We start from the raw sequence: 19,694 nt of genomic DNA, 5'->3' as shown, positions 1-19,694 counted from the left end.
CACTCAGCGCAACGGCAGGCGCACGCTGACCCGCAGCCCGCCCAGGGTCGGCGAGGTATCTAGCGCGATGTCGCCGCCGTGCGCGTTCACCACCTCGCGCGCGATCGCCAAACCCAGTCCGCTGCCCTCCACGCCGCTGCCGAGTTCGCGGTGGAAGCGCTCGAACACGCGCTCGCGCGCCGCCTCGGCGACACCGGGGCCGGAATCCTCGACCGTGAACCAGGCATAGGCATGGTCGCCACGCAGGGCGACTTCCACCTGCCCGCCCGGCGGCGCGTAGCGCAGGGCGTTGTCGATCAGATTGCGCACCAGCGCGGACAGGCCCGCCTCGTTGCCGAGCAGCATGACCGGGTCGTTGCACAGCATCCGCAGCCGCTGCTGGCGCCGCGCCGCCAGCGGCTGCGCATCGTCCACCTGCAGCGCGACCAGGCCGTCCAGCGCCAGCCGCCCTTGCGTGGGCTCGGCGGCGCCCGGTTCGACCCGGCTGAGCGTCAGCAACTGCGCGACCAGCCGCTCCACCCGGCGCACGCTGGCATCCAGGTGCCGCTGCGATTCGTCGCGTTCGGCGGCGTCGCGGGCCTGGCCCAGATTGTCGGCGTGTACCTTCAGCGCGGCGATCGGGGTACGCAGTTCGTGCGCGGCATCGGCGATGAAGCGGCGCTCGCGCGCCAGCGCGGCCTCCAGGCGCCGCATCAGGTCGTTGACCGCCACCACCAGCCCATGGATCTCGCGCGGCACGCCGTGCAACGGCAACGGTTCCAGCCGCTGCGGGTCGCGCTCGCCGATCGCCTGCGAGACCCGGCTCAAGGCGCGGCTGGCCCAGTTCACCACCGCCCACACCAGCAGCGCCAGCACCGGCAGCGCCAACAGCAGCGGCAAGGCCGTGCCCAACGCGATGTCTTCGGCCAGCTCGCGGCGGATGTCGGCCTGCTCGCCGGTCTGGAACCAGCGCCCGCCCGCCGAGTGCAGGCTGAAGGTGCGCCAGCGGCGGCCATCCAGGGTCACGTCGGCGTAGCCGGCGACCAGCGGGGCCAACTGCCGGGTCGGGCCGCTGTCCGAGCGCAGCAGCAGGTGGCCGCGGTCGTCGCGGACCTGGAACGCCAGCTTGCTTTCGTAGGCATGGCCGGTGCGGAACGCCAGCGCCTCGCCCACGCCCTGCGCCTGCCCGTGCCAACCGCGGATCACGATCGGCTCGCCGGCCGGGCCGAGCCGGGTCAGCTCGCCCAGCGGTTCGTCGACCAGGCTCATCAGCACCCGCGAGGACTGCACCAACTTGGCATCGAACATCTCGCCCGCCTCCTGCAGGCCGGCGCGGTAGCTGAGCAATGCGGCCACCGCGAACACCAGGGTTACCACCCCGAGCAGACCGCCCAGCAGCATCCGCCGCATCGAACTCATGGCGCCGCCAGCGCGGCCGCGGCCTGTTCGTCCAGCGCATAGCCGACCCCGCGCACGGTGCGGATCAGCGCCGGGTCGAGCTTGCGCCGCAGCTGGTGCACGTGCACATCGACCGCATTGCTGGCCACATCCTCGTCCCAGCCGTACAGGCGCTGCTGGATCGCCTCGCGCGCGATGGCGCGGCCGTGGCGTTCGGCCAGCAGCCACAGCAGCGCGAACTCGCGCCGGGTCAGGTCCAGCGCGCGGCCGCGCCAGCGCACCGCCAGCCGCTCCGGATCCAGGTACAGCGCGCCGATCTCCAATTGCGGCGTGGCGCGCCCGGCACTGCGCCGCAGCAGCGCGCGGGTGCGCGCCAGCAGTTCGGTGGTGTCGAACGGCTTGCCGAGGTAGTCGTCGGCGCCCAGGTCCAGGCCCAGCGCGCGGTCGGCCGGGCGCTCGCGCGCGCTCAGTACCAGGATCGGCACGTCGGCGCCGGCCTGGCGCGATTGCCGGATCACCTCCAGCCCGTCCATGCGCGGCAAGCCCAGGTCCAGCAGCACCAGGTCGATACCGCCGTCGCCGATCGCGATCAGCGCCGCCGCGCCGTCCTGCACCCAGTCCACCGAATAGGCGGCGCGGCGCAACGCGGTGCGGATGCCCTCGCCCAGCGACAGATCGTCCTCGACCAGCAAGATGCGCATGTGGGTCAGTGTGGGCGGCCGCTCAATGGCTGGCAAGGTGCGGCTCGACCTCCTGCAGGGCCGCCTGGATCTGCTGGTGGCGGCCACGGTCGGCCAGTTCGCGGCCCGGCCGCGGCGGCGCCGCCAACGCCTTCTTCAGCGCCGCCGCCGCGCCATTCCAGTCCTTCTGGTCGCGCAGGAAGTCGCCGTAGAAGTAGTTCGCGTCGATCCCGTCGGGGTCGTAGTGCAGGCCCTGCAGCAACAGCGTGCGCGCCTTGGCGTCGTCGCCGAAACCGACCGGCCAACCCGGTACCTGGTAGTACAGCGCGCCCAGGCTGGTGCAGGCCGAGCCGTTCAACGCGGCCGGATCGAGCTTCAGCGCCTGCTCGAAATCGGCGCGGGCGCGCTTGACCAGGCTCAGCGCGCCGAGGCCGCCGCGCTCGCCGGCTTCGCTCGACAACACGATGCCTTCCCAGATCAGCGCGGCCGGATCCTGCGGCGCGGCCTGCCTGGCCGCCGCCGCATGCGTGGCCAATGCCGCATAGGCCTGCACGCGCTGCGGCTTGGGCGTCTGGTAGGCGACCTGCGCCCATTGCTCGCGCACCGCGGCGACCGCGGGCGACAGCGGCGTGGCCGCCGCCGCGGCCAGCGGCAGCAGCGACAGGAGCAAGAGCAGGCAACGGCGGCAAGTCTTCATCGGAGGTCTCCAAGATCGGAAGGAACCCGGGCGGCATGGCGCCGCACCACGGGCAGTTGCGCCTTCAGGCTGCGGTCGACCAGACCGGGCAAGGCGCCGTTGAGGCGTGCGAAGAGTTTTTCCGGCCAACCGATCTGCAGCCGCCTGTCGCCGCGCTCGATCGCCTCGCGCAAGGCGCGCGCCACCTGCTCGGGCGTGTCGGCGCCGACCTTCAGTTCCTGGTTCAGCGCATCGACCTGGGCCGTGTTGAACGCGGTGCGGGTGGCGCGCGGCGCCAGGTACTGGAAGCGCACGTGGCTGTCGGCGTATTCGCGGGCCAGCGCCTCGAACAGGCCGCGCAGACCGAACTTGCTGGCGCTGTAACCGGCGAAGCCCGGAAATCCCAGACTGCCGAAGGTCGAACCGACCGCGACCACGGCCGCCTGCGGCTGCGCCTGCAGCAACGGCAGCAGCGCGCGCACCAGCAGCATCGGCGCCAGCAGATTGGTTTCGAGCATGCGCCGCAGTTCCTGCTCGGACTGTTCGGCGAACAGACCGAAGCCGCTCTGCGCATGCGCGATCAGCAGCAGCGACGGCGGCGCCTGCAGCGCGCGCGCCGCCGCCAGCAATTGCGCGCGGCCGCTGTCGTTGCACAGGTCCGCCGGCAACGCCAGCACCTGGCCCTGCGGATGGCGGCTGGCCACCTGCGCCAACCGCAGCGGGTCGCGCCCCACCGCCAGCACCCGGGTGCCGGCGGCGACCAGTTCGTCGCACAACGCCGCGCCGATGCCGCCGCTGGCACCGGTCAACACCACGCTCCGGCCGCGCAGGTCCATCACGCCGCCTCCGCCATGCGCGGCGCCGGCAGCGCGCGCAGGCTGCGGAAGATGTCGCCGTACAGGCCGTAAAAGCGCTTGGCCGCGTGCAGCACCGCGCGCTGGTCGTCGGGGTCGTCGAGGCGGTCCATCAACCCGACGAAGAAACCGACATGCTCGATGTCCAGGTCGCCGTGCGAACGCAGGTAGCTGAAGGCATTGCGCGGCAGGCCCAGCGTGGTCTCGATGCTCTCGGCCGCGCGCGTGGCCAGCGCCACGCTGGTGCCTTCCAGCACCATCACCATGCCGAAGAAACCGACCGGGTTGCCGCGGGCGATGGTGTCGTAGGCGTAGGCCACCATCAGCTCGGTCGCGGCGGCCGGTTCGGACGCCGCGGCGGCGGCGCGGTCGGCGCCGCACGCGGCCAGGTCGTCGAGGATCCATTCCTGATGACCCAGTTCCTCCTCGATGTAGTCGGCGACGGCGGTGCGCAGCCACTCCAGCCGCGCCGGCAGGCGCGCGCCGCAGGCCATCAGCAGCGGCACCGTGTGGCGCACGTGGTGGTAGGCCTGGCCGAGGAAGGCCAGGTAGTCCTCGCGCGCGATCTGTCCGGCCAGCGCCGACTGGATGATCGGGATCGAGATCATGGCGGCGCGTTCGGCCTGGGTCTCGGCGAGCAAGCGCTCATGGAAGGTCATCGGGAAGCTCCGTGGGAGGAAAGGGGTTCGAGTTCGGCGTAGCGCTGCGCGATGGCATCGGCATGGCGCTGCAGGATCGCGTCGCGGCGCGGGCGGCCGTTGCCGGTGAGCAGGCCGTCGGCGGCGGTAAATGGCGCGCTGGCGCGGACGAAGCCGGATACGCGCGCGTAGTCCGGCAGGCCGGCGTTGACCTCGGCCAGCGCGCGCGCGATCGCCGCATCGTCCAGCGCGGGGTTGCGCGGCCACAGCACCGCCAGGTTGTGCGCGCGCGCTTCGCCGCAGACCACCGCCTGGGCAATGTGCGGGTGCTGCAACAGTTCGCTTTCCACCCACTCCGGCGACACGTTGCGGCCGTAGGCGGTGATGAACACATGCTTGCGGCGGCCGGTGACGTGGACGAAGCCTTCGTCGTCGACATGGCCCAGGTCGCCGGTGGCGATGGCGCCGGCAGGCGGCCCCTCCGCGCCGAGGTAGCCCAGGCAGCGCACGCCGTCGACCCACAGTTCGCCGTCGATCGCACTGACCCGCGCATGCGGCAGCGCGCGGCCGACGCTGCCGGCGCGCTGCGCCTCGGGCCGGTTCAGCGCCACCACCGAGGCGCACTCGGTCAGTCCGTAGCCTTCGAACACCGGCAACCGCAGCGCCGCGGCGCGACGCAGCAGACCCGGACCGACCCGGCCGCCGCCGACCGCCAGGTAGCGCAGCGAGGCCGGCAGCGCCACGCCCTGTTCGGCCGCCATCACCAGCGCCAGCAGCAGCTGCGGCACCAGGATCACGCTGTGCGGCTGGTAGCGATGCAGGCAGGCGATCAAGGTCGGAATGTCGAGTCCGGCCGCGCCGCTGTAGCCGATCTCGGCCAGCGACGGCACTGCGATCTGCGCGCCGGACAACAGCGTGGCGTAGACCCCGGCCACGTTCTCCAGCAACGTGGACAGCGGCATCAGGCACAGGTGGCGGCGCGGCGCCAGCGCCGAGGCCGCATCGGCCAGGGACGCGGCCACCTGCAGCAGCGCGCCCGCCTCCAGGCATACCCCCTTGGGCTGGCCGGTGGTGCCGGAGGTGTAGGTGATGCAGCCGGTGCCGGCAGGCAGCGCCACCGGCATCGGCGCCAGGCGCCAGCACGTCAGGCCCGGGGCCGACAGCGGCAGATGCAGCGGCACGCCCTGCGCCGGTGCGGGCATGCCCGCACCGGCGATCAGGCACTGCGCACCGCTGCTGTGCAGCGCGTAGCGCGCCTGCGCCTCGCTGAAGAACGTCGGCAGCGGCACGTGCACGCCGCCACGCAGGCGGATCGCCAGGTCCAGCGCCAGCCAGTCGCTGCCGTTGTCCAGGCGGCTGGCGACGCAGTGCAGATCGTGCCGTTGCAACGCGTCGGCCAGCGCACGGATCCGGTCGGCCAGTTCGCCCTCGCGGATCGCGCCGTGGCAGGTGAGCAGACGCTCCTGGTCGCCGCGCAACTGGCCGAGCACCTCGGCGAAACCCGGCGCGCTCACGGCGCACCCGCCAGGCAGGGCTGGAACGGACCAGCGTGGAACAGGGACATCGCGTCCGCGCGCGGCGCGGCGGCGCGCTGCAGGAACGCATGCCCGGCGGCGATGTCGCCGAACGTCAGCCGCGGCTGCGCGGCGTAATAGTCGCCCCAGTCGCTGGGATCCCCGCGCAGGCGCTCGCCGCGCGCCTCGCCCAGGTCCACCGTCGCCAGATGCAGCCGGTCGAAGGTATTGCGCAGCTGCCGGGTGGCCACGAACAGGACCCAGCGCAGCCCGGCCGCGTGCAGGGTGCCGGTCAGCGCCTGGATCATCGCGCGCGCATCGCCGGCCTGCTCGGCGGCGAAGTTGCCCACCTCCACCAGCTCGCTGCGCGCCACCCGCCGCGGCATCCGCTCGGCGATGGCCAGTTCGGCCGGTCGCTCGAGATAGTGCTCGACGAACAGCTCGCCTTCGCTGGCGCAGCGCAGCCCCAGTGCGGCCCGCAACCCGCCGTCGGCGTCGTAGTAGGCCAGCAGATGCGGCAGGAAGCCGCGCAGCACCGCGCCGTAGCGCTGGCGGTAGACGCGGGCGATGAACGCTTCCACGGCATCGCGCTCGGGATGCCCCAGACCGATCAGCACGGCACTGGCGAAGCGGGAATGGGATGCGGGAGAGTCGGGGACGATGGCCATGGCGGCATCGTCGGCGGCGCCGATTAGCCGACCATGAGCCGAACGTTAGGCGAATGTAAGGCGCGCATAAGCAAATCATTGCGCAGGCGCCAAACCCCGAGCCAAGCCTGGCGCGCGCTGAACCGCTCGATCGGAGTCCCGGCGCGCGAAGCTGACATACTAAATAGTATACTTAACGGTATAGTATAAATATCGAACCGACTGGTCTAGTATTGCCGCCATGGTCAGCAAACCCGTTCCCTCCCCCAAAGCCTCTTCCCGCGCCGCCGGACCGGGCCGTCCGAAGGACATGGGCAAGCGTGCGGCGATCCTGGAAGCGGCCAAGCACATGTTCACCGAGCTGGGCTTCGGCGGGGTCAGCATGGACGGCATCGCCGCCCGCGCCGGGGTGTCCAAGCTCACCGTCTACAGCCATTACGGCGACAAGGAGACCCTGTTCGCCGAAGCGGTGCGCGCGCAGTGCCAGGCGCTGCTGCCCGACGACCTGTTCGGGCATGCGCTGAAAGGCCCGCTGCGCGCCCAGTTGGTGGAGATCGGCCTGGCCTTCTTCGCCATGATCAGCAGCGAGGCGGCCATGGCCACGCACCGCATGATGCTGGCCCCCGGCACCGGCGACGAGCACGTGCGCGAGATGTTCTGGAATGCCGGTCCCAAACGCACCCAGCAGGACCTGGCGCAGCTGCTGCAGGCGCACGTGGCGGCCGGCGAACTGGAGATCGCCGACCTGGGCCTGGCCGCCTCCCAGTTCTTCTGCCTGATCAAGGGCGAACTGCACTCGCTGATGATGTGCGGCCTGTGCCGCGATCCCAGCCAGGTGCGGATCCAGGCCCATGTCGAGGCCAGCGTGGATTTCTTCCTGCGCGCCTATGCGGCGCGCTGAGCCCGCGCCGGCCGGGCGGCCCGATGACTTCCGGCACTGCGCGCGGCGGCACCGCTGCGGCGATGCTGCAGCATACGCACGGCCTCCGCGCCGGCTAAAATGCGCGACCCACCGCGTTGGATGCCCCAGATGACGATCGACTACTCCCAAGCCCGCGAAACGATGGTTGAACAGCAGGTGCGTCCCTGGGACGTGCTCGACCTGCGCGTGCTCGACGTGCTGGCGCGGCTGCCGCGCGAGACCTTCGTGCCGGAAAGCCACCGCGCGGTGGCCTATGCCGATCTGGAAATCCCGCTGGGGCACGGCCAGTACATGATGAAGCCGGTGATCGAAGGCCGCATGCTGCAGGCGCTGGACCTGCAGCCGGGCGAGGACGTGCTGGAGATCGGCACCGGCAGCGGCTTCATCAGCGCCTGCCTGGGCGAGCTCGGCCGCGAGGTGGTGAGCCTGGAGATCGAGCCGGCCCTGGCCGCCGCCGCGCGCGCCAACCTGGATGCCGCCGGGCTCGGCAGCAACGTGCGCATCGAGACCGCCGACGCGTTCGGCTGGCACAGCGAGCGCCGCTTCGACGTGGTCTGCATCACCGCCGCGGTCACCGAGATCCCGGCGCAGTTCCTGGCCTGGCTGCGGCCCGGCGGCCGCCTGTTCGCGGTCCGCGGCCGCGCCCCGGCCATGGACGCGGTGCTGGTCCACGCCGACGCCGGCGCGCCGCGCGTGGAATCGCTGTTCGAAACCGACCTGGCGTACTACCTGCGTGGCGCCGCGCCAGTCCCCCAGTTCACATTCTGATCCATCAAGGAAGCCGCAATGATCCGCCGATCCCTCGTTCTGGCGCTGGCCGCCGCACTGTTTCCGCTGGCCGCCAACGCCACGGACCTGCTGCAAGTCTACGAAATGGCCCGCAATAGCGACCCGCAGCTGGCCAGCGCGGAATCGAACCGGCTGTACGAAAAGGAAGGCGCGGTGCAGGCGCGCGCGGCGCTGCTGCCGCAGATCAACGGCTCCGCCTCGCTGCAGCGCAGCCACAGCGAGATCGAGCGCGCCAGCGGCGAACTGGCCGGCACCGGCAAGAGCCGCAGCTACGCGATCCAGGGCCAGCAGACGCTGGTCAACTTCGCCCAGTTCTCGACCCTGCGCGCGCAGAAGGCGCGCAGCCTGGCCGCCGACTACACGCTGGCATCGGCCAACGACGACCTGATCGTGCGCACCTCGGCGGCCTACTTCAACGTGCTGGTGGCGATCGAGTCGCTGGTCGCCGCGGAAACCAACGAAGCCGCCGCCAAGAAGCAGTTCGACTACGCCGACAAGCGCCTGGAAGTGGGCCTGGCACCGATCACCGACGTGCACGAAGCGCGCGCCGAATACGACCAGGCGCGCGCCGACACGATCACCGCGCGCAACTCGCTGCAGGACCTGTACCAGGCGCTGACCGAGATCACCGGGCAGCCGGTGCACGACCTGCGCAGCCTGCCGGAGGACTTCCGCCCGCAACTGCCGGCCGACAGCGGCAATATCGACAGCCTGATCGCCTCGGCGCTGGACAAGAACCCGTCGCTGCGCGCCTACCAGTACCAGGTGCAGCAAGCCGAAGACAACGTCGCCACCGCGCGCGCCGGCCATCTGCCGACGCTGAACCTGTCGGCCAGCGTCGGCCGCGATGCGAGTTGGGGCGACGGCGTGTCCGGCAGCAACTCGCCGCGCAGCGACAGCAACGTCATCGGCCTGACCCTGAACATCCCGATCTTCGCCGGCGGCGCGACCCAGTCGGCGGTGCGCCAGGCGCTGTCGCAGCGCGACATCGCCCAGGACACGTTCGAGCAGCAGAAGCGCGCGCTCGACCGCAATACCCGCAACGCCTACCAGACCGTCGTCGCCGGCATCAGCGAAATCGAGGCGCGGCGCCTGGCGGTGGTCTCGGCGCAGGCCGCGTACGACGCCTCGCAGGTCGGCCTGGAAGTGGGTACGCGCACCGTGCTGGACGTGGTGCAGAACCAGCGCACCCTGTACCAGGCGCAGCTGAACTATGCGCAGTCGCGCTACAACTTCCTGCAGAACCGCCTGCTGCTGAGCCAGGCGCTGGGCTCGCTGGACGTGGCCGAAGTGCAGTCGATCAACGCGCTGCTGACGCAGAGCGCCGAATCCAAGCTCAACTCCGGCAGCAGCACCCAGTAACGCTGCGCCGGCAACTGCACGACCGCGAACGGCGGGCCTTCGGGTCCGCCGTTTTTGCATGGGGCGGCGCAATGGCGGAAAGAACGCCTGATTGCGCCAGCGACGTCCGCTCAAGATCAGGATGACACTTGCAGGATGACACTTGTAGGAGCGGCTTCAGCCGCGACAGCGTTACCGATAGATTCTGTCGCGGCTGAAGCCGCTCCTACAATGCCTGCGTCGAACCGCGCTACTCGTTCGCGGGCACGTCGTGCGCCACCGGCGGCAGATGCTCGGCGATCAGGTGCAGCGCCCGCTGCAGCGCGCCGCGACCATTGGCGACCAGCGCGCAGCCGGCTTCGGCCATGCGCGCGCGCGCGGCCGCGTCGCCGAGCAATTCGTGCAGCGCCGCGCACACCGCCGCGGCGTCTTCGCAGATCGCCACCGCACCGGCCTCGCGCATGCGCCGCGAGATCTCGGCGAAGTTGTGCAGGTGCGGCCCGCTCACCGACGGCGTGCCGACCGCGGCCGGCTCCAGCAGGTTGTGCCCGCCGATCGGCTGCAGGCTGCCGCCGACGAAGGCGACCTGGGCGCAGGCGTAGAACATCATCAGTTCGCCCAGCGTATCGATCACGAACACGTTGTCCTCGGCGCCGGGCCACTGCTGCTGGCGGCGCGTGGCCACGCGCCAGCCCTGGTCGCGCGCCAGCGCCTCGACCTTGGCGAAGCGTTCGGGATGGCGCGGCGCCCACAGCAGCAACAGGTCTGGCCAGTGCCGACGCAACTGCCGGTGCATCTCGATCACCGCCGCCTCCTCGCCTTCGTGGGTGCTGGCGGCGATCCACACCGGCCGCGTCTTCGCCACACGTTCGCCGAACGCGGCGACGAACGCCGGCAGCTGCGCGGGCACGGCGATGTCGAACTTCAGGTTGCCCAGCGCACGCACCTGCTGCGGATGCGCGCCGAGCTCGATGAAGCGTTCGGCGTCGGCCTGCGACTGCGCCGCCACGCAGGTGACGGTGCGCAGCGCGCGTCCGATCAGCGGCCGCAGCAGGCGGTAGCCGCGCAGCGAGCGCGCTGACAGCCGCGCGTTGAGCACGTAGACCGGGATGTTGCGGTCGCGGCAGCCGAACAGCATGTTCGGCCACAGCTCGGTTTCCAGGATCAGCGCCAGGCTCGGGCGGAAATGCTGCAGGAAACGGCCGACGCTGCCGGGCACGTCGTACGGCAGGTAGACGTGGTCCAGCGCATCGCCCCACAGCGCGCGCACCCGCTCCGACCCGGTCGGGGTGATGGTGGTGATCACCCAGCGGATGTCCGGGCGCTGCGCGCGCAGCGCGTTGACCACCGGCGCGGCGACGTTGACCTCGCCTACCGACACCGCGTGCAGCCACACCCGCGGCCGCCCGCGCGCCTGCGGATACGAGGCGTAGCGCTCGTCCCAGCGCTGGAAGTACTGGCGCACGCGGAACCCGCGCCAGACCAGGTGATAGACGGTGACCGGCAGCAGCATGTACAGCACGGTCGAGTACAGGCCGCGCAGCAGCCGTTCGATGAAATCGTTGCGCATCGCGAAAGCATAGCGGGTTGCGTCGCGCCGGCGGCAGACGATCGCGACCGTGGTCACCAAGCGAAGACGCCGCCGCGCCGCGCCAATGCCGCGCTGCCCGCTCCCGGCTAAACTTGGCGCATGTCCGACCCCTCCCCCGCTCTTCCGTCCGCCGCCACCACGGCCACGCCGCCGCCGCGCTCGCCACGGCACTGGCCGACCTGGCTGCTGCTCGGCATCGCCGTGGCCGTCGCGCGGCTGCCCTGGCTGCTGCAACGCGCGCTCGGCCGCGGCGTCGGCTGGATCGCATTGCGCCTGGCCGGCACCCGCCGCCATGCCGCCGAGGTGAACCTGAAGCTGTGCTTCCCCGAGCAGAGCGAGGCCTGGCGCACGCGCCTGCTGCACGACAGCTTCGACGCGCTGGGCGTGGGCGTGTTCGAGTTCGCGCGCGCCTGGTGGGGCAGCCTCGGCCCGATTCGCCGCCGCACCCGCATCGAAGGCCTGGAGCACCTGCGTGCGCTGCAGGCGCAGGGCCGCGGCGTGCTGCTGGTGTCGGGCCACTTCATGACCCTGGAGATGTGCGGCCGGCTGCTGTGCCAGTACGTGCCGCTGGCCGGCATGTACCGCCGCCACCGCAACCCGGTGTTCGAATGGGCGGTCAAGCGCGGCCGCCTGCGCTACGCCATCGCCATGTTCGCCAACGAGGACCTGCGCGGCAGCGTGCGCCACCTCAAGCGCGGCGGCTTCCTGTGGTACGCGCCGGACCAGGACATGCGCGGCAAGGACACGGTGTTCGTGCCGTTCTTCGGCATGCCCGCCTCCACCATCACTGCCACCCACCAATTGGCGCGGCTGACCGGCTGCGCGGTGGTGCCGTATTTCCACCGCCGCGAGGGCGCCGACTACGTGCTGCGCATCGCCCCGCCGCTGGAGGACTTCCCGTCGCAGGACGTGGTCGCCGACACCGCGCGGGTCAATGCCGCGATCGAGGCGATGGTGCGCGAAGCGCCGGCGCAATACCTGTGGATCCACCGCCGCTTCAAGCGCCAGCCCGGCGGCCGCAGTACGTTCTACGAGCGCGACTGAGCGAGAGGTAGGGACGGGCGCGGCCTCGCGCACCCAACGCTGCGAGTCGCTTTCGCGCCGGACCCTCACCCCAACCCCTCTCCCGAGGGGAGAGGGGCTAGCGCTGTTCCCTTCTCCCCTCGGGACCATGGCCCCCTTTTCGGGGGAAGGTGCCCCGAAGGGGCGGATGAGGGTACGGGCGAAGCCTGGTGCATCCAACTCCGCGAGTCGCTTTCGCGCCGCACCCTCACCCCAACCCCTCTCCCGGTGGGAGAGGGGCTACACAGTTTCTGCGGTGCCCTCGGCGTCGCGCTCCTCGGCCAGCAGCGCGCCGACATACAGCCCGACCAGCATCAGCGCCAGCGAGCCCCAGAACGACGAATAGAACGCCAGGTGCGTGTTGAACGGGAACACCGTCACCAGCAGCGCCAGCATCGCCGGCCGTGCCCGTTCGCGCGCCTGTGGCGAGGCGTAGCGCCATGCGCGCCACGCCTGCGCGGCGCCGGCCAGCCACAGCAGCAAGCCGATCACGCCGGTCTCGCTGAGCACTTCGAGCACGATCTGGTGCGCATGGAAGGCCGGCTCGCGGCCCCAGGCGCCGCCATGCGCCGGATCCGGGTCGCAGGCCACGTAGGCTTCGCGGAAGCCGCGCACGCCGACGCCGTTGAGCGGATGCTGGCGGATCATGCACCACGAGGCGTCCCAGATCTGGGTGCGCCCGGCCAACGCCGCGTTCACGTCGGCCGGGCGCCCGCTCAGCGCCAGCGTGGTGCGGGCGAAGCGCTCGCGCACCTGCGGCGAGAGCGCGCCGAGCACGCCGGCGACCAGCACCGCAGCCACGCCCAGCGCCAGCATCCGGCGCATGCCCAGCAGGCGCCAGCCCGACAGCAGCAGCACCAGGGCGTAGGTGATCCACGACGCGCGCGATCCGGCCAGCACCAGCACCACCCCCACTGCCGCCGCGGCAAGCAGCCAGCCCCAGGCGCCGCCGCGGCGCCCGGCCGCGAACAGCAGGAACGGCGACAGGCTGGCCAGCACCTGGCCGAACTTGAGGTTGCACGGGCCGAACACGCCGCTGAGGCGGTCGGCCAGCGCGATTTCCTGCGGCGTGCACAGGCCGTGGTGGTTGATCGCCCACTTCAGCTGGTCCATCGACCAGAACAGCGGGCTGGTGCCGCACAGCGCCTGCGCCAACGCATCCACGGTCCAGATCGCGGCGATGACCGCCAGCCCATTGAAGGTGGTACGGCGGCCGCGCGGCGTCGCCACCGCCATCGCCACCAGCCACAGGAACGGCAGGAAGCGCAGGTCCACCGCCGACTCGCGCAATGCCAGCGGCACGTCCACCGCATCCAGCGCCGACAGCGGCTGCGGCAACCAGTAGGTCAGGAACAGCAGCGTGGTCAGCGCCCACGCCGGCCCGCTGAGCAGGCTGGCGCCGCCGCGGAAGCGGCTGTGCAGCAGGCGCGCCAGGGTCGCCAGCGCGCCCAGCGCCAGCACGCCCGCGGCCAGGCCAGGTGCAGGCCACAGTGCCACGAACGCCAGCACCCAGACCGGGGCCCAGCGTTCGCTGCGCGCCGGCGTCAGCGGCGCGAGCAGGGAGGAATCAGCGCCGGAGTTCGTCATACACCGCCAGGGTCGCGTGCTGCATCGCCTGCAGCGTGTAGGGGATCTGCGCCGGCGGTGCCGGCGGTTGCGCCAGCAGGCGCGCCGCCGCCGCGTGCAGGGCCGCAGGATCGAACGCAGGCACCGCACCGGACGGCTGCAGCTGCGCCAGCAGTTCGCCGGCGCCGCCGTGCGCCCAGCCCAGCACCGGCCGCCCCACCGCCAATGCCTCGACCACGGTGCGGCCGAACGCTTCCGGCTTGCGCGACAGCTGCAGCACCAGATCGCTGGCGGCGTAGGCCTCGGCAATGCGCGCGGTCGGCGCGGTGAACGCGATCGCGTCGGCGATGCCCAGCGCGGCGGCCTCGGCCTCCAGCTCCTGCAGGTAGGCCTCGCGCCCGGCCTCGCGCGCACCCGGCAGCCACAGCCGTGCGTCGCTGCCGTCGGCGCGCAGCGCGGCGAGCAGGCGCACTGCATCGGCATGGCCCTTCAGGCGGGTGCCGCGACCGGGCAACAGCAGCAGCGGACCGCTGCCGGCAGTGGCCGGCGCCTCGCTCGCGGCCCAGGCCCGCGCGGCCGGATCGGGCTGCGCGCGGCGCGGGAACTGCGCCGGGTCGATGCCGCGCGGGATCACCCGCAGCCGCGTCGGATCGGTCTGCGGGTAATGGCGCAGCACGTAGTCGCGGACCGTGGCCGACACGCAGATTGCGCGCTCGCCGCGGGCCATGATCGCGCTGTAGCGGCTGGGCGAATTGAGCCCGTGCACGGTGGTGACGAAGCGCGGCCGCTGCGCCGCCGGCAACCCGCGCAGCGCATGCCAGCCCAGCCAGGCCGGCAGCCGCGAGCGCGCATGCACGATGTCCACCCGCTCGCGCACGAACAGGCGCCGCAGCGTCGGCACGTGGCGCAGGCTCAGCAACGACTTGCGGCCGATGTCCAGGGCGATGTGCTCGGCGCCGGTCGCGGCCAGCGCCGGCAGCAGGCGGCCACCGGCCGACACCACCAGCGCGCGATGCCCGGCCGCGACCAGCGCCGCGGCGATTTCCAGGGTGGAGCGTTCGACGCCGCCGGACTCCAGCGCCGGCAGCAGCTGCACCACGGTCAGGCGGTGCATCGACCCGGCGGTCAGTCGACCAGCACGAAGACCGCGCCGCAGTAAGGGCACTTTGCCTCGTGGCTGGGTTCTTCGTCCACCGGCAGATAGACCCGCGGATGCGAGTTCCACAGCGCCATTTCCGGGGTCGGGCAGCTCAGCGGCAGGTCGGCGCGGTGCACGTTGTAGCGCTTCTCTGCATTGGCGGGCGCGGTGGCGGTATGGCTCATGGCGGTGGGACACGGCGGGAGGAGACGGGGAATTCTAGCAGCCTGCCCCACGCGCGCGCCGGGCCGGGGAACGCCGCGCCGGTCTTGTCCCAAAATTGTCCTTTCCTGTCGGCTTGATGCCAAGCGATGACATCCACTATGCTCGGGGGACGCGGCGCAACCATGCCGCTCTGAGGTGTCCCGTGGATATAGGTGTGCGATTGATGCAGGCGCGGCGCAATGCCGGTTTCACGCTGCGCGAACTGGCGGCCTTGCTGGGCGTGGCGCATAGCACCCTGGGTCACTGGGAGAACAATCGTTCCGTTCCCAATGCCCGGCATTTGCTGAAGATTGCCGAACTTACCGGCGTCGATGCCTATGTGCTGCTGACTGGCAAGCCGTCCAAGCTGAACCAGGGCGACCACGAAAGCCTGCCGCTGCCGGTAGGCAAGCGTCTGGCCTGAGCACAGTGCGGCGCCGCTGCGGCGCCGCGTTCGATCCTGCGCAACGCGTTGGCAGGCGCTGCATGGCGTCGTGTCTTCGCGCATCCTGCGGCGGGCGTTTGCGCAGCAAATCCTAAATCGTTCACGCGCTCGATCGCGTGTGCGGCTGGCGCGTCCGCGGCGTTCCGCGGCCAGGCGCCAAACCAGCGTGCCTTGACGTCGACCCGCCCCAGGCTTGATCGACCAGACCCCGCTACTTCACTCGGCCATCCGCGAAGCGCATTCGCGCCGAGTGACCCATCGCTGCATCGGCAACGTCTTGGCGGGAACTCGGGCAAGTCCGATGCGATGGCATACAGGGATGCGCTGCAGGCAGCCTGCCGCACGCACCAATCGGCCTGGAAGGCTGCAGCGAAACGCGCAGCCACCAGCGGCTGCGCGCATTCGCACCGAACCTGCCGGAAGCGCTCCGCTTACGGCGCGCTCTTCTCCGCTTCCAGCTGCTTGCGGATCTGCGCATCGACCGCGGCGATCGCGGTCATGTTCATCACCCGGCGCGAAGTGGCGCTGGTGGTGAGGATATGCACCGGCTTGGAGATGCCCATCAGGATCGGGCCGATCGCCACGCCATCGGTGAACACACGCACCAGGTTGTAGGCGATGTTGGCCGCTTCCAGGTTCGGCAGCACGAACAGGTTGGCGCGGCCCTTCAGGGTGCTGTTGGGCATGATCTGCTTGCGCAGCGCTTCGTCCCACGCGGTGTCGCCCTGCATCTCGCCGTCGATGTTGAGTTCGGGCTTGCGCTTGAGCAGCGCCTCGCGCACCTGGCGCATCTTCAGCGCGTCGCGCGAGTCGTGGCTGCCGAAATTGGAATGCGACAGCAGCGCGATGTTCGGCTCGATGCCGAACAGCTTCAGCCGGTACGCGGCCTGCAGCGTGGCCTCGACGATCTGCTCCACGCTCGGATCTTCCTGCACGTGCGTGTCCAGGAAGAAGAACGCGCCCTGCGGGTTGATCACCCCGGTCATCGCCGAGGTCGAGCTGACCCGCGGTTCCAGCGGGATCACGCTGCGCGCGTAGCCGAGCTTCTTGTGGAAGCGGCCGACCACGCCGGTGAGCAGCGCGTCGGCTTCGCCGCGCGCGACCATCACCGCGGCGATCAGCGTCGGCCGCGAGCGCATCAGTTCCTTGGCCGCGGTGACGGTGACGCCGCGGCGCTCGGTCAACGCGTGGTAGTACTGCCAGTAGTCGTTGAAGCGCGGATCGTCGTGGATGTTGGTGACCTCGAAGTCCACGCCGGCGGTGATGCGCAGGCCCAGGCGCTGGATACGCGCCTCGATCACGTCCGGGCGGCCGATCAGGATCGGGAACGCCAGGCCTTCGTCGATCACGCTCTGCACCGCGCGCAGCACCACTTCCTCTTCGCCCTCGGCATAGACCACGCGCTGCTTGTCGGCGCGGGCGCGGTCGTAGACCGGCTTCATCATCAGGCTGGTGCGGTAGACGAACTGGCCGAGCTTGTCGCGGTAGGCCTCCATGTCGGCGATCGGGCGCGTGGCCACGCCCGAGTCCATCGCCGCCTGCGCCACCGCCGAGGACAGCTCGACCAGCAGGCGCGGATCCAGCGGCCGCGGGATCAGGTAATCGGGACCGAAGCTCGGGGTCTCGCCGCCGTAGGCCGCGCCCAGGTCGGAGGCCTCGCGCCGCGCCATCGCCGCGATCGCCTTGACGCAGGCGATCTTCATCGCTTCGTTGATGCCGGTGGCGCCGACGTCGAGCGCGCCGCGGAACAGGTACGGGAAGCACAGCACGTTGTTGATCTGGTTCGGGTAGTCCGAACGGCCGGTGCCGATGATCGCGTCCGGGCGCACCGCCTTGGCCGCCTCCGGGGTGATCTCCGGATTCGGATTGGCCAGCGCGAAGATCACCGGCTGCGCCGCCATCGTCGCCACCATTTCCGGCTTGAGGATGCCGGCGGCCGACAGGCCGAGGAAGATGTCCGCGCCCTCGACGATTTCCGCCAGGGTGCGCTTGTCGGTGTCGCGCGCGTAGCGCTGCTTGTCCGGGTCCAGGTCGGTGCGGCCGGTGTGGATCACGCCGTCGCGGTCCAGCGCCAGGATGTTCTCCGGCTTCAGGCCCAGCGAGACCAGCATGTTGACGCAGGAGATGCCCGCCGCGCCCATGCCGGTGGTGGCGAGCTTGACGTCCTCGATCTTCTTGCCGGTCACGACCAGCGCGTTGAGCACCGCCGCGCCGACGATGATCGCGGTGCCGTGCTGGTCGTCGTGGAACACCGGGATGTTCATCCGCTCGCGCAGCTTGCGCTCGACGATGAAGCACTCCGGCGCCTTGATGTCTTCCAGGTTGATGCCGCCGAAGGTCGGCTCCAGGCTGGCGATGATGTCGACCAGCTTGTCCGGATCGTTCTCGTTGATCTCGATGTCGAACACATCGATGCCGGCGAACTTCTGGAACAGCACGCCCTTGCCTTCCATCACCGGCTTGGACGCCAGCGGACCGATGTTGCCCAGGCCCAGCACCGCGGTGCCGTTGCTGATCACCGCGACCAGGTTGCCGCGCGCGGTCAGCTCGCTGGCCTGTTGCGGATCGGCAACGATCGCTTCGCAGGCGAACGCCACGCCTGGCGAATAGGCCAGCGACAGGTCGCGCTGGGTCAGCATGGGCTTGGTCGCGGCTACCTTGATCTTGCCCGGCGGCTGCTGGCGGTGATAGTCGAGGGCGGCCTGTTTGAAATCGTCGTTTGACATCGAGGCTTCTGTAGTCGGGAGGCGCGAGGACCCAGGATTCTACTCCCTGGGCCATGACCAAGCCTGTCTTGCGGCTGTCGCCGCGCAGGCCCGGGGCCGGAAACGCGACGCGCCGGCCAGGCCGGCGCGCGCGCAGCATGCGGAAACTCAGCGGAGCGCGGCGGGCTCGACCGCGACCGCCGGCAAGGCGTCTTCGCCGCCGTCCAGGGCGATGCGCAGGCGATCGCGATCCAGCGCGTTCTCCCAGCGCGACACCACCACGGTGGCCACCGCGTTGCCGATGAAGTTGGTCAGCGAGCGGCATTCGCTCATGAAGCGGTCCACGCCCAGGATCAGCGCCATGCCCGCCACCGGCACTTCCGGCACCACCGCCAGCGTCGCCGCCAGGGTGATGAAGCCGGCACCGGTCACGCCCGCCGCGCCCTTGGAGCTGAGCATCGCCACCAGCAGCAGCGCGATCTGGTGGCCCAGGGTCAGCTCGGTATTGGTCGCCTGGGCGATGAACAGCGCGGCCAGGGTCATGTAGATGTTGGTGCCGTCCAGGTTGAACGAATAGCCGGTGGGCACCACCAGCCCGACCACCGACTTCTCGCAACCGGCCTTTTCCATCTTCTCCATCAGCGACGGCAGCGCCGATTCGGACGAGGACGTGCCCAGCACCAGCAGCAGTTCCGCCTTCAGATAGCGGATCAGCTTGAAGATCGAGAAGCCGCACAGGCGCGCCACCGCGCCCAGGATCACCAGCACGAACAGCAGCGAGGTCACGTAAAACGAACCCACCAGCCAGGCCAGGTTGATCAGCGATTCCACCCCGTACTTGCCGATGGTGAAGGCGATCGCGCCGAACGCACCGATCGGTGCGGCCTTCATCAGGATGTGCACCAGCTTGAACACCGGCGCGATCAGCGCCTCCAGCAGGTTCAGTACCGGCTTGCCGCGCTCGCCGACCAGCGCCAGCGACACGCCGAACAGCACCGCCACGAACAGCACCTGCAGGATGTTGGGACCGAGCAGCTTGCCGTTGGCGACCTGGTCGCCGGTGAAGGCGCCGATCAGCGAGTTCGGGATGATGTCCATCAGGAAGCCGACCAAGGTCAGGTCGTGCGACTTCTCGACATAACTCTTGACCGCAGTCTGGTCTAGATCGGCAGGATTGATGTTCATGCCGGCGCCGGGCTGCACCACGTGCGCGACGATCATGCCGACCACCAGCGCCAGCGTGGAGAAGAACAGGAAATAGATCATCGCCTTGCCAAACACCCGGCCCACCGTCTTCAGGTGGGTCATGCCGGCGATGCCGGTGACGATGGTCAGGAAGATCACCGGCGCGATGATCATCTTCACCAGCTTGATGAACGCATCGCCCAGCGGCTTGAGTTTCTCGGCGAAGGCCGGTTCGAAGTGGCCGAGCAGCGCACCGAGCACGATGGCGACCACCACCTGGAAATACAGCTGCCGATAGAACGGCACGTGCCGATGCACGACGCCGCCGGCCGGGGAAGTTGGGATATGCATGAGTGCGCT

General features: G+C 70.5%; 18 protein-coding genes. 5 read left to right on the top strand and 13 right to left on the bottom strand.

The window, feature by feature from the left end; genetic code table 11:
- Nucleotides 1-3 precede the first annotated feature (3 nt).
- Genes JR064_RS09910 through JR064_RS09880 form a run of 7 tightly spaced genes read right to left on the bottom strand, consistent with a single transcriptional unit; the run spans nt 4 to nt 6,407 of the window.
- Nucleotides 4-1,377 (bottom strand): ATP-binding protein, encoded by a 1,374-nt coding sequence (locus JR064_RS09910; protein ID WP_206229653.1) that lies wholly within the window; start codon nt 1,375-1,377, stop codon nt 4-6.
- 17 nt (nt 1,378-1,394) lie between these two features.
- Nucleotides 1,395-2,078, bottom strand: coding sequence for a response regulator transcription factor (locus tag JR064_RS09905; RefSeq protein ID WP_206229610.1), 684 nt, complete (start codon nt 2,076-2,078; stop codon nt 1,395-1,397).
- Between the two features lie 22 nt (nt 2,079-2,100).
- The gene (locus JR064_RS09900; protein ID WP_206229609.1) at nt 2,101-2,754 is read right to left on the bottom strand and encodes a tetratricopeptide repeat protein; all 654 of its coding nucleotides are present in this window, start codon (nt 2,752-2,754) and stop codon (nt 2,101-2,103) included.
- Entirely contained in the window at nt 2,751-3,569 is an 819-nt protein-coding gene (locus tag JR064_RS09895) for an SDR family oxidoreductase (protein WP_206229608.1), read from the bottom strand. Before JR064_RS09895 ends, JR064_RS09900 begins: the two co-directional genes overlap by 4 nt.
- Nucleotides 3,569-4,246 carry an iron-containing redox enzyme family protein gene (locus JR064_RS09890; protein ID WP_179567096.1) on the bottom strand — a complete coding sequence of 226 codons (678 nt, stop codon included), beginning with the start codon at nt 4,244-4,246 and terminating at the stop codon, nt 3,569-3,571. Before JR064_RS09890 ends, JR064_RS09895 begins: the two co-directional genes overlap by 1 nt.
- The gene (locus JR064_RS09885) at nt 4,243-5,739 is read right to left on the bottom strand and encodes an AMP-binding protein (RefSeq protein ID WP_206229607.1); all 1,497 of its coding nucleotides are present in this window, start codon (nt 5,737-5,739) and stop codon (nt 4,243-4,245) included. The genes JR064_RS09890 and JR064_RS09885 overlap by 4 nt, the downstream gene beginning before the upstream one ends.
- A complete protein-coding gene (locus JR064_RS09880) occupies nt 5,736-6,407 on the bottom strand; it encodes a thermostable hemolysin (RefSeq protein ID WP_191824535.1) in 672 nt (223 codons plus the stop codon). Before JR064_RS09880 ends, JR064_RS09885 begins: the two co-directional genes overlap by 4 nt.
- Before the next feature lie 220 nt (nt 6,408-6,627).
- Here JR064_RS09880 and JR064_RS09875 point away from each other — a divergent pair, with 220 nt between their 5' ends.
- From JR064_RS09875 to JR064_RS09865, 3 genes are all read left to right on the top strand, one after another.
- Complete coding sequence (locus JR064_RS09875) at nt 6,628-7,287, top strand: TetR/AcrR family transcriptional regulator (RefSeq protein ID WP_179567102.1); 660 nt, start codon at nt 6,628-6,630, stop codon at nt 7,285-7,287.
- 129 nt (nt 7,288-7,416) lie between these two features.
- On the top strand, nt 7,417-8,076 hold the full coding sequence (locus JR064_RS09870) for a protein-L-isoaspartate O-methyltransferase family protein (protein WP_179567104.1): 660 nt from the start codon (nt 7,417-7,419) through the stop codon (nt 8,074-8,076).
- A gap of 18 nt (nt 8,077-8,094) precedes the next feature.
- Complete coding sequence (locus JR064_RS09865; protein ID WP_179567106.1) at nt 8,095-9,459, top strand: TolC family outer membrane protein; 1,365 nt, start codon at nt 8,095-8,097, stop codon at nt 9,457-9,459.
- Between the two features lie 229 nt (nt 9,460-9,688).
- Here JR064_RS09865 and waaA read toward each other — a convergent pair whose 3' ends face one another.
- Nucleotides 9,689-11,008, bottom strand: coding sequence for a lipid IV(A) 3-deoxy-D-manno-octulosonic acid transferase (waaA, locus tag JR064_RS09860; RefSeq protein ID WP_206229606.1), 1,320 nt, complete (start codon nt 11,006-11,008; stop codon nt 9,689-9,691).
- A gap of 120 nt (nt 11,009-11,128) precedes the next feature.
- On the opposite strand from waaA, the gene JR064_RS09855 reads away from it, so the two are divergent.
- Nucleotides 11,129-12,073 carry an LpxL/LpxP family Kdo(2)-lipid IV(A) lauroyl/palmitoleoyl acyltransferase gene (locus JR064_RS09855; RefSeq protein ID WP_206229605.1) on the top strand — a complete coding sequence of 315 codons (945 nt, stop codon included), beginning with the start codon at nt 11,129-11,131 and terminating at the stop codon, nt 12,071-12,073.
- A 258-nt stretch (nt 12,074-12,331) separates the two neighbouring features.
- Here the strand turns inward: JR064_RS09855 and JR064_RS09850 are convergent, their stop codons facing one another.
- From JR064_RS09850 to JR064_RS09840, 3 genes are read right to left on the bottom strand one after another with little or no spacing between them, the layout of a single operon-like run.
- On the bottom strand, nt 12,332-13,678 hold the full coding sequence (locus JR064_RS09850) for an O-antigen ligase family protein (RefSeq protein WP_191824538.1): 1,347 nt from the start codon (nt 13,676-13,678) through the stop codon (nt 12,332-12,334).
- On the bottom strand, nt 13,659-14,771 hold the full coding sequence (locus JR064_RS09845; RefSeq protein ID WP_191824539.1) for a glycosyltransferase: 1,113 nt from the start codon (nt 14,769-14,771) through the stop codon (nt 13,659-13,661). Before JR064_RS09845 ends, JR064_RS09850 begins: the two co-directional genes overlap by 20 nt.
- Before the next feature lie 11 nt (nt 14,772-14,782).
- Nucleotides 14,783-14,980 (bottom strand): zinc-finger domain-containing protein, encoded by a 198-nt coding sequence (locus tag JR064_RS09840; protein WP_179567116.1) that lies wholly within the window; start codon nt 14,978-14,980, stop codon nt 14,783-14,785.
- Nucleotides 14,981-15,174: 194 nt separating this feature from the next.
- Here JR064_RS09840 and JR064_RS09835 point away from each other — a divergent pair, with 194 nt between their 5' ends.
- The gene (locus JR064_RS09835) at nt 15,175-15,423 is read left to right on the top strand and encodes a helix-turn-helix domain-containing protein (RefSeq protein ID WP_318241173.1); all 249 of its coding nucleotides are present in this window, start codon (nt 15,175-15,177) and stop codon (nt 15,421-15,423) included.
- A 452-nt stretch (nt 15,424-15,875) separates the two neighbouring features.
- Here JR064_RS09835 and JR064_RS09830 read toward each other — a convergent pair whose 3' ends face one another.
- Together JR064_RS09830 and JR064_RS09825 are read right to left on the bottom strand one after the other, a co-directional pair.
- Complete coding sequence (locus JR064_RS09830) at nt 15,876-18,170, bottom strand: NADP-dependent malic enzyme (protein ID WP_179567118.1); 2,295 nt, start codon at nt 18,168-18,170, stop codon at nt 15,876-15,878.
- Nucleotides 18,171-18,317: 147 nt separating this feature from the next.
- Nucleotides 18,318-19,685 carry a dicarboxylate/amino acid:cation symporter gene (locus JR064_RS09825; RefSeq protein ID WP_191824540.1) on the bottom strand — a complete coding sequence of 456 codons (1,368 nt, stop codon included), beginning with the start codon at nt 19,683-19,685 and terminating at the stop codon, nt 18,318-18,320.
- Nucleotides 19,686-19,694 lie beyond the last annotated feature (9 nt).

It is taken from the genome of Xanthomonas bonasiae (assembly GCF_017163705.1).
GTDB lineage: Bacteria > Pseudomonadota > Gammaproteobacteria > Xanthomonadales > Xanthomonadaceae > Xanthomonas_A > Xanthomonas_A bonasiae.
The sequence above is the reverse complement of the archived record's forward strand: the minus strand, read 5'-3'. Positions and strand labels throughout refer to the sequence as shown.

Coding starts and splice junctions, on each gene's coding strand:
- JR064_RS09855 (WP_206229605.1), top strand. CDS start 11,129: ATGTCCGACCCCTCCCCCGCTCTTCCGTCCGCCGCCACCACGGCCACG.
- JR064_RS09825 (WP_191824540.1), bottom strand. CDS start 19,685: ATGCATATCCCAACTTCCCCGGCCGGCGGCGTCGTGCATCGGCACGTG.
- JR064_RS09905 (WP_206229610.1), bottom strand. CDS start 2,078: ATGCGCATCTTGCTGGTCGAGGACGATCTGTCGCTGGGCGAGGGCATC.
- waaA (WP_206229606.1), bottom strand. CDS start 11,008: ATGCGCAACGATTTCATCGAACGGCTGCTGCGCGGCCTGTACTCGACC.
- JR064_RS09880 (WP_191824535.1), bottom strand. CDS start 6,407: ATGGCCATCGTCCCCGACTCTCCCGCATCCCATTCCCGCTTCGCCAGT.
- JR064_RS09900 (WP_206229609.1), bottom strand. CDS start 2,754: ATGAAGACTTGCCGCCGTTGCCTGCTCTTGCTCCTGTCGCTGCTGCCG.
- JR064_RS09830 (WP_179567118.1), bottom strand. CDS start 18,170: ATGTCAAACGACGATTTCAAACAGGCCGCCCTCGACTATCACCGCCAG.
- JR064_RS09845 (WP_191824539.1), bottom strand. CDS start 14,771: ATGCACCGCCTGACCGTGGTGCAGCTGCTGCCGGCGCTGGAGTCCGGC.
- JR064_RS09890 (WP_179567096.1), bottom strand. CDS start 4,246: ATGACCTTCCATGAGCGCTTGCTCGCCGAGACCCAGGCCGAACGCGCC.
- JR064_RS09840 (WP_179567116.1), bottom strand. CDS start 14,980: ATGAGCCATACCGCCACCGCGCCCGCCAATGCAGAGAAGCGCTACAAC.
- JR064_RS09850 (WP_191824538.1), bottom strand. CDS start 13,678: ATGACGAACTCCGGCGCTGATTCCTCCCTGCTCGCGCCGCTGACGCCG.
- JR064_RS09875 (WP_179567102.1), top strand. CDS start 6,628: ATGGTCAGCAAACCCGTTCCCTCCCCCAAAGCCTCTTCCCGCGCCGCC.
- JR064_RS09870 (WP_179567104.1), top strand. CDS start 7,417: ATGACGATCGACTACTCCCAAGCCCGCGAAACGATGGTTGAACAGCAG.
- JR064_RS09865 (WP_179567106.1), top strand. CDS start 8,095: ATGATCCGCCGATCCCTCGTTCTGGCGCTGGCCGCCGCACTGTTTCCG.
- JR064_RS09895 (WP_206229608.1), bottom strand. CDS start 3,569: ATGGACCTGCGCGGCCGGAGCGTGGTGTTGACCGGTGCCAGCGGCGGC.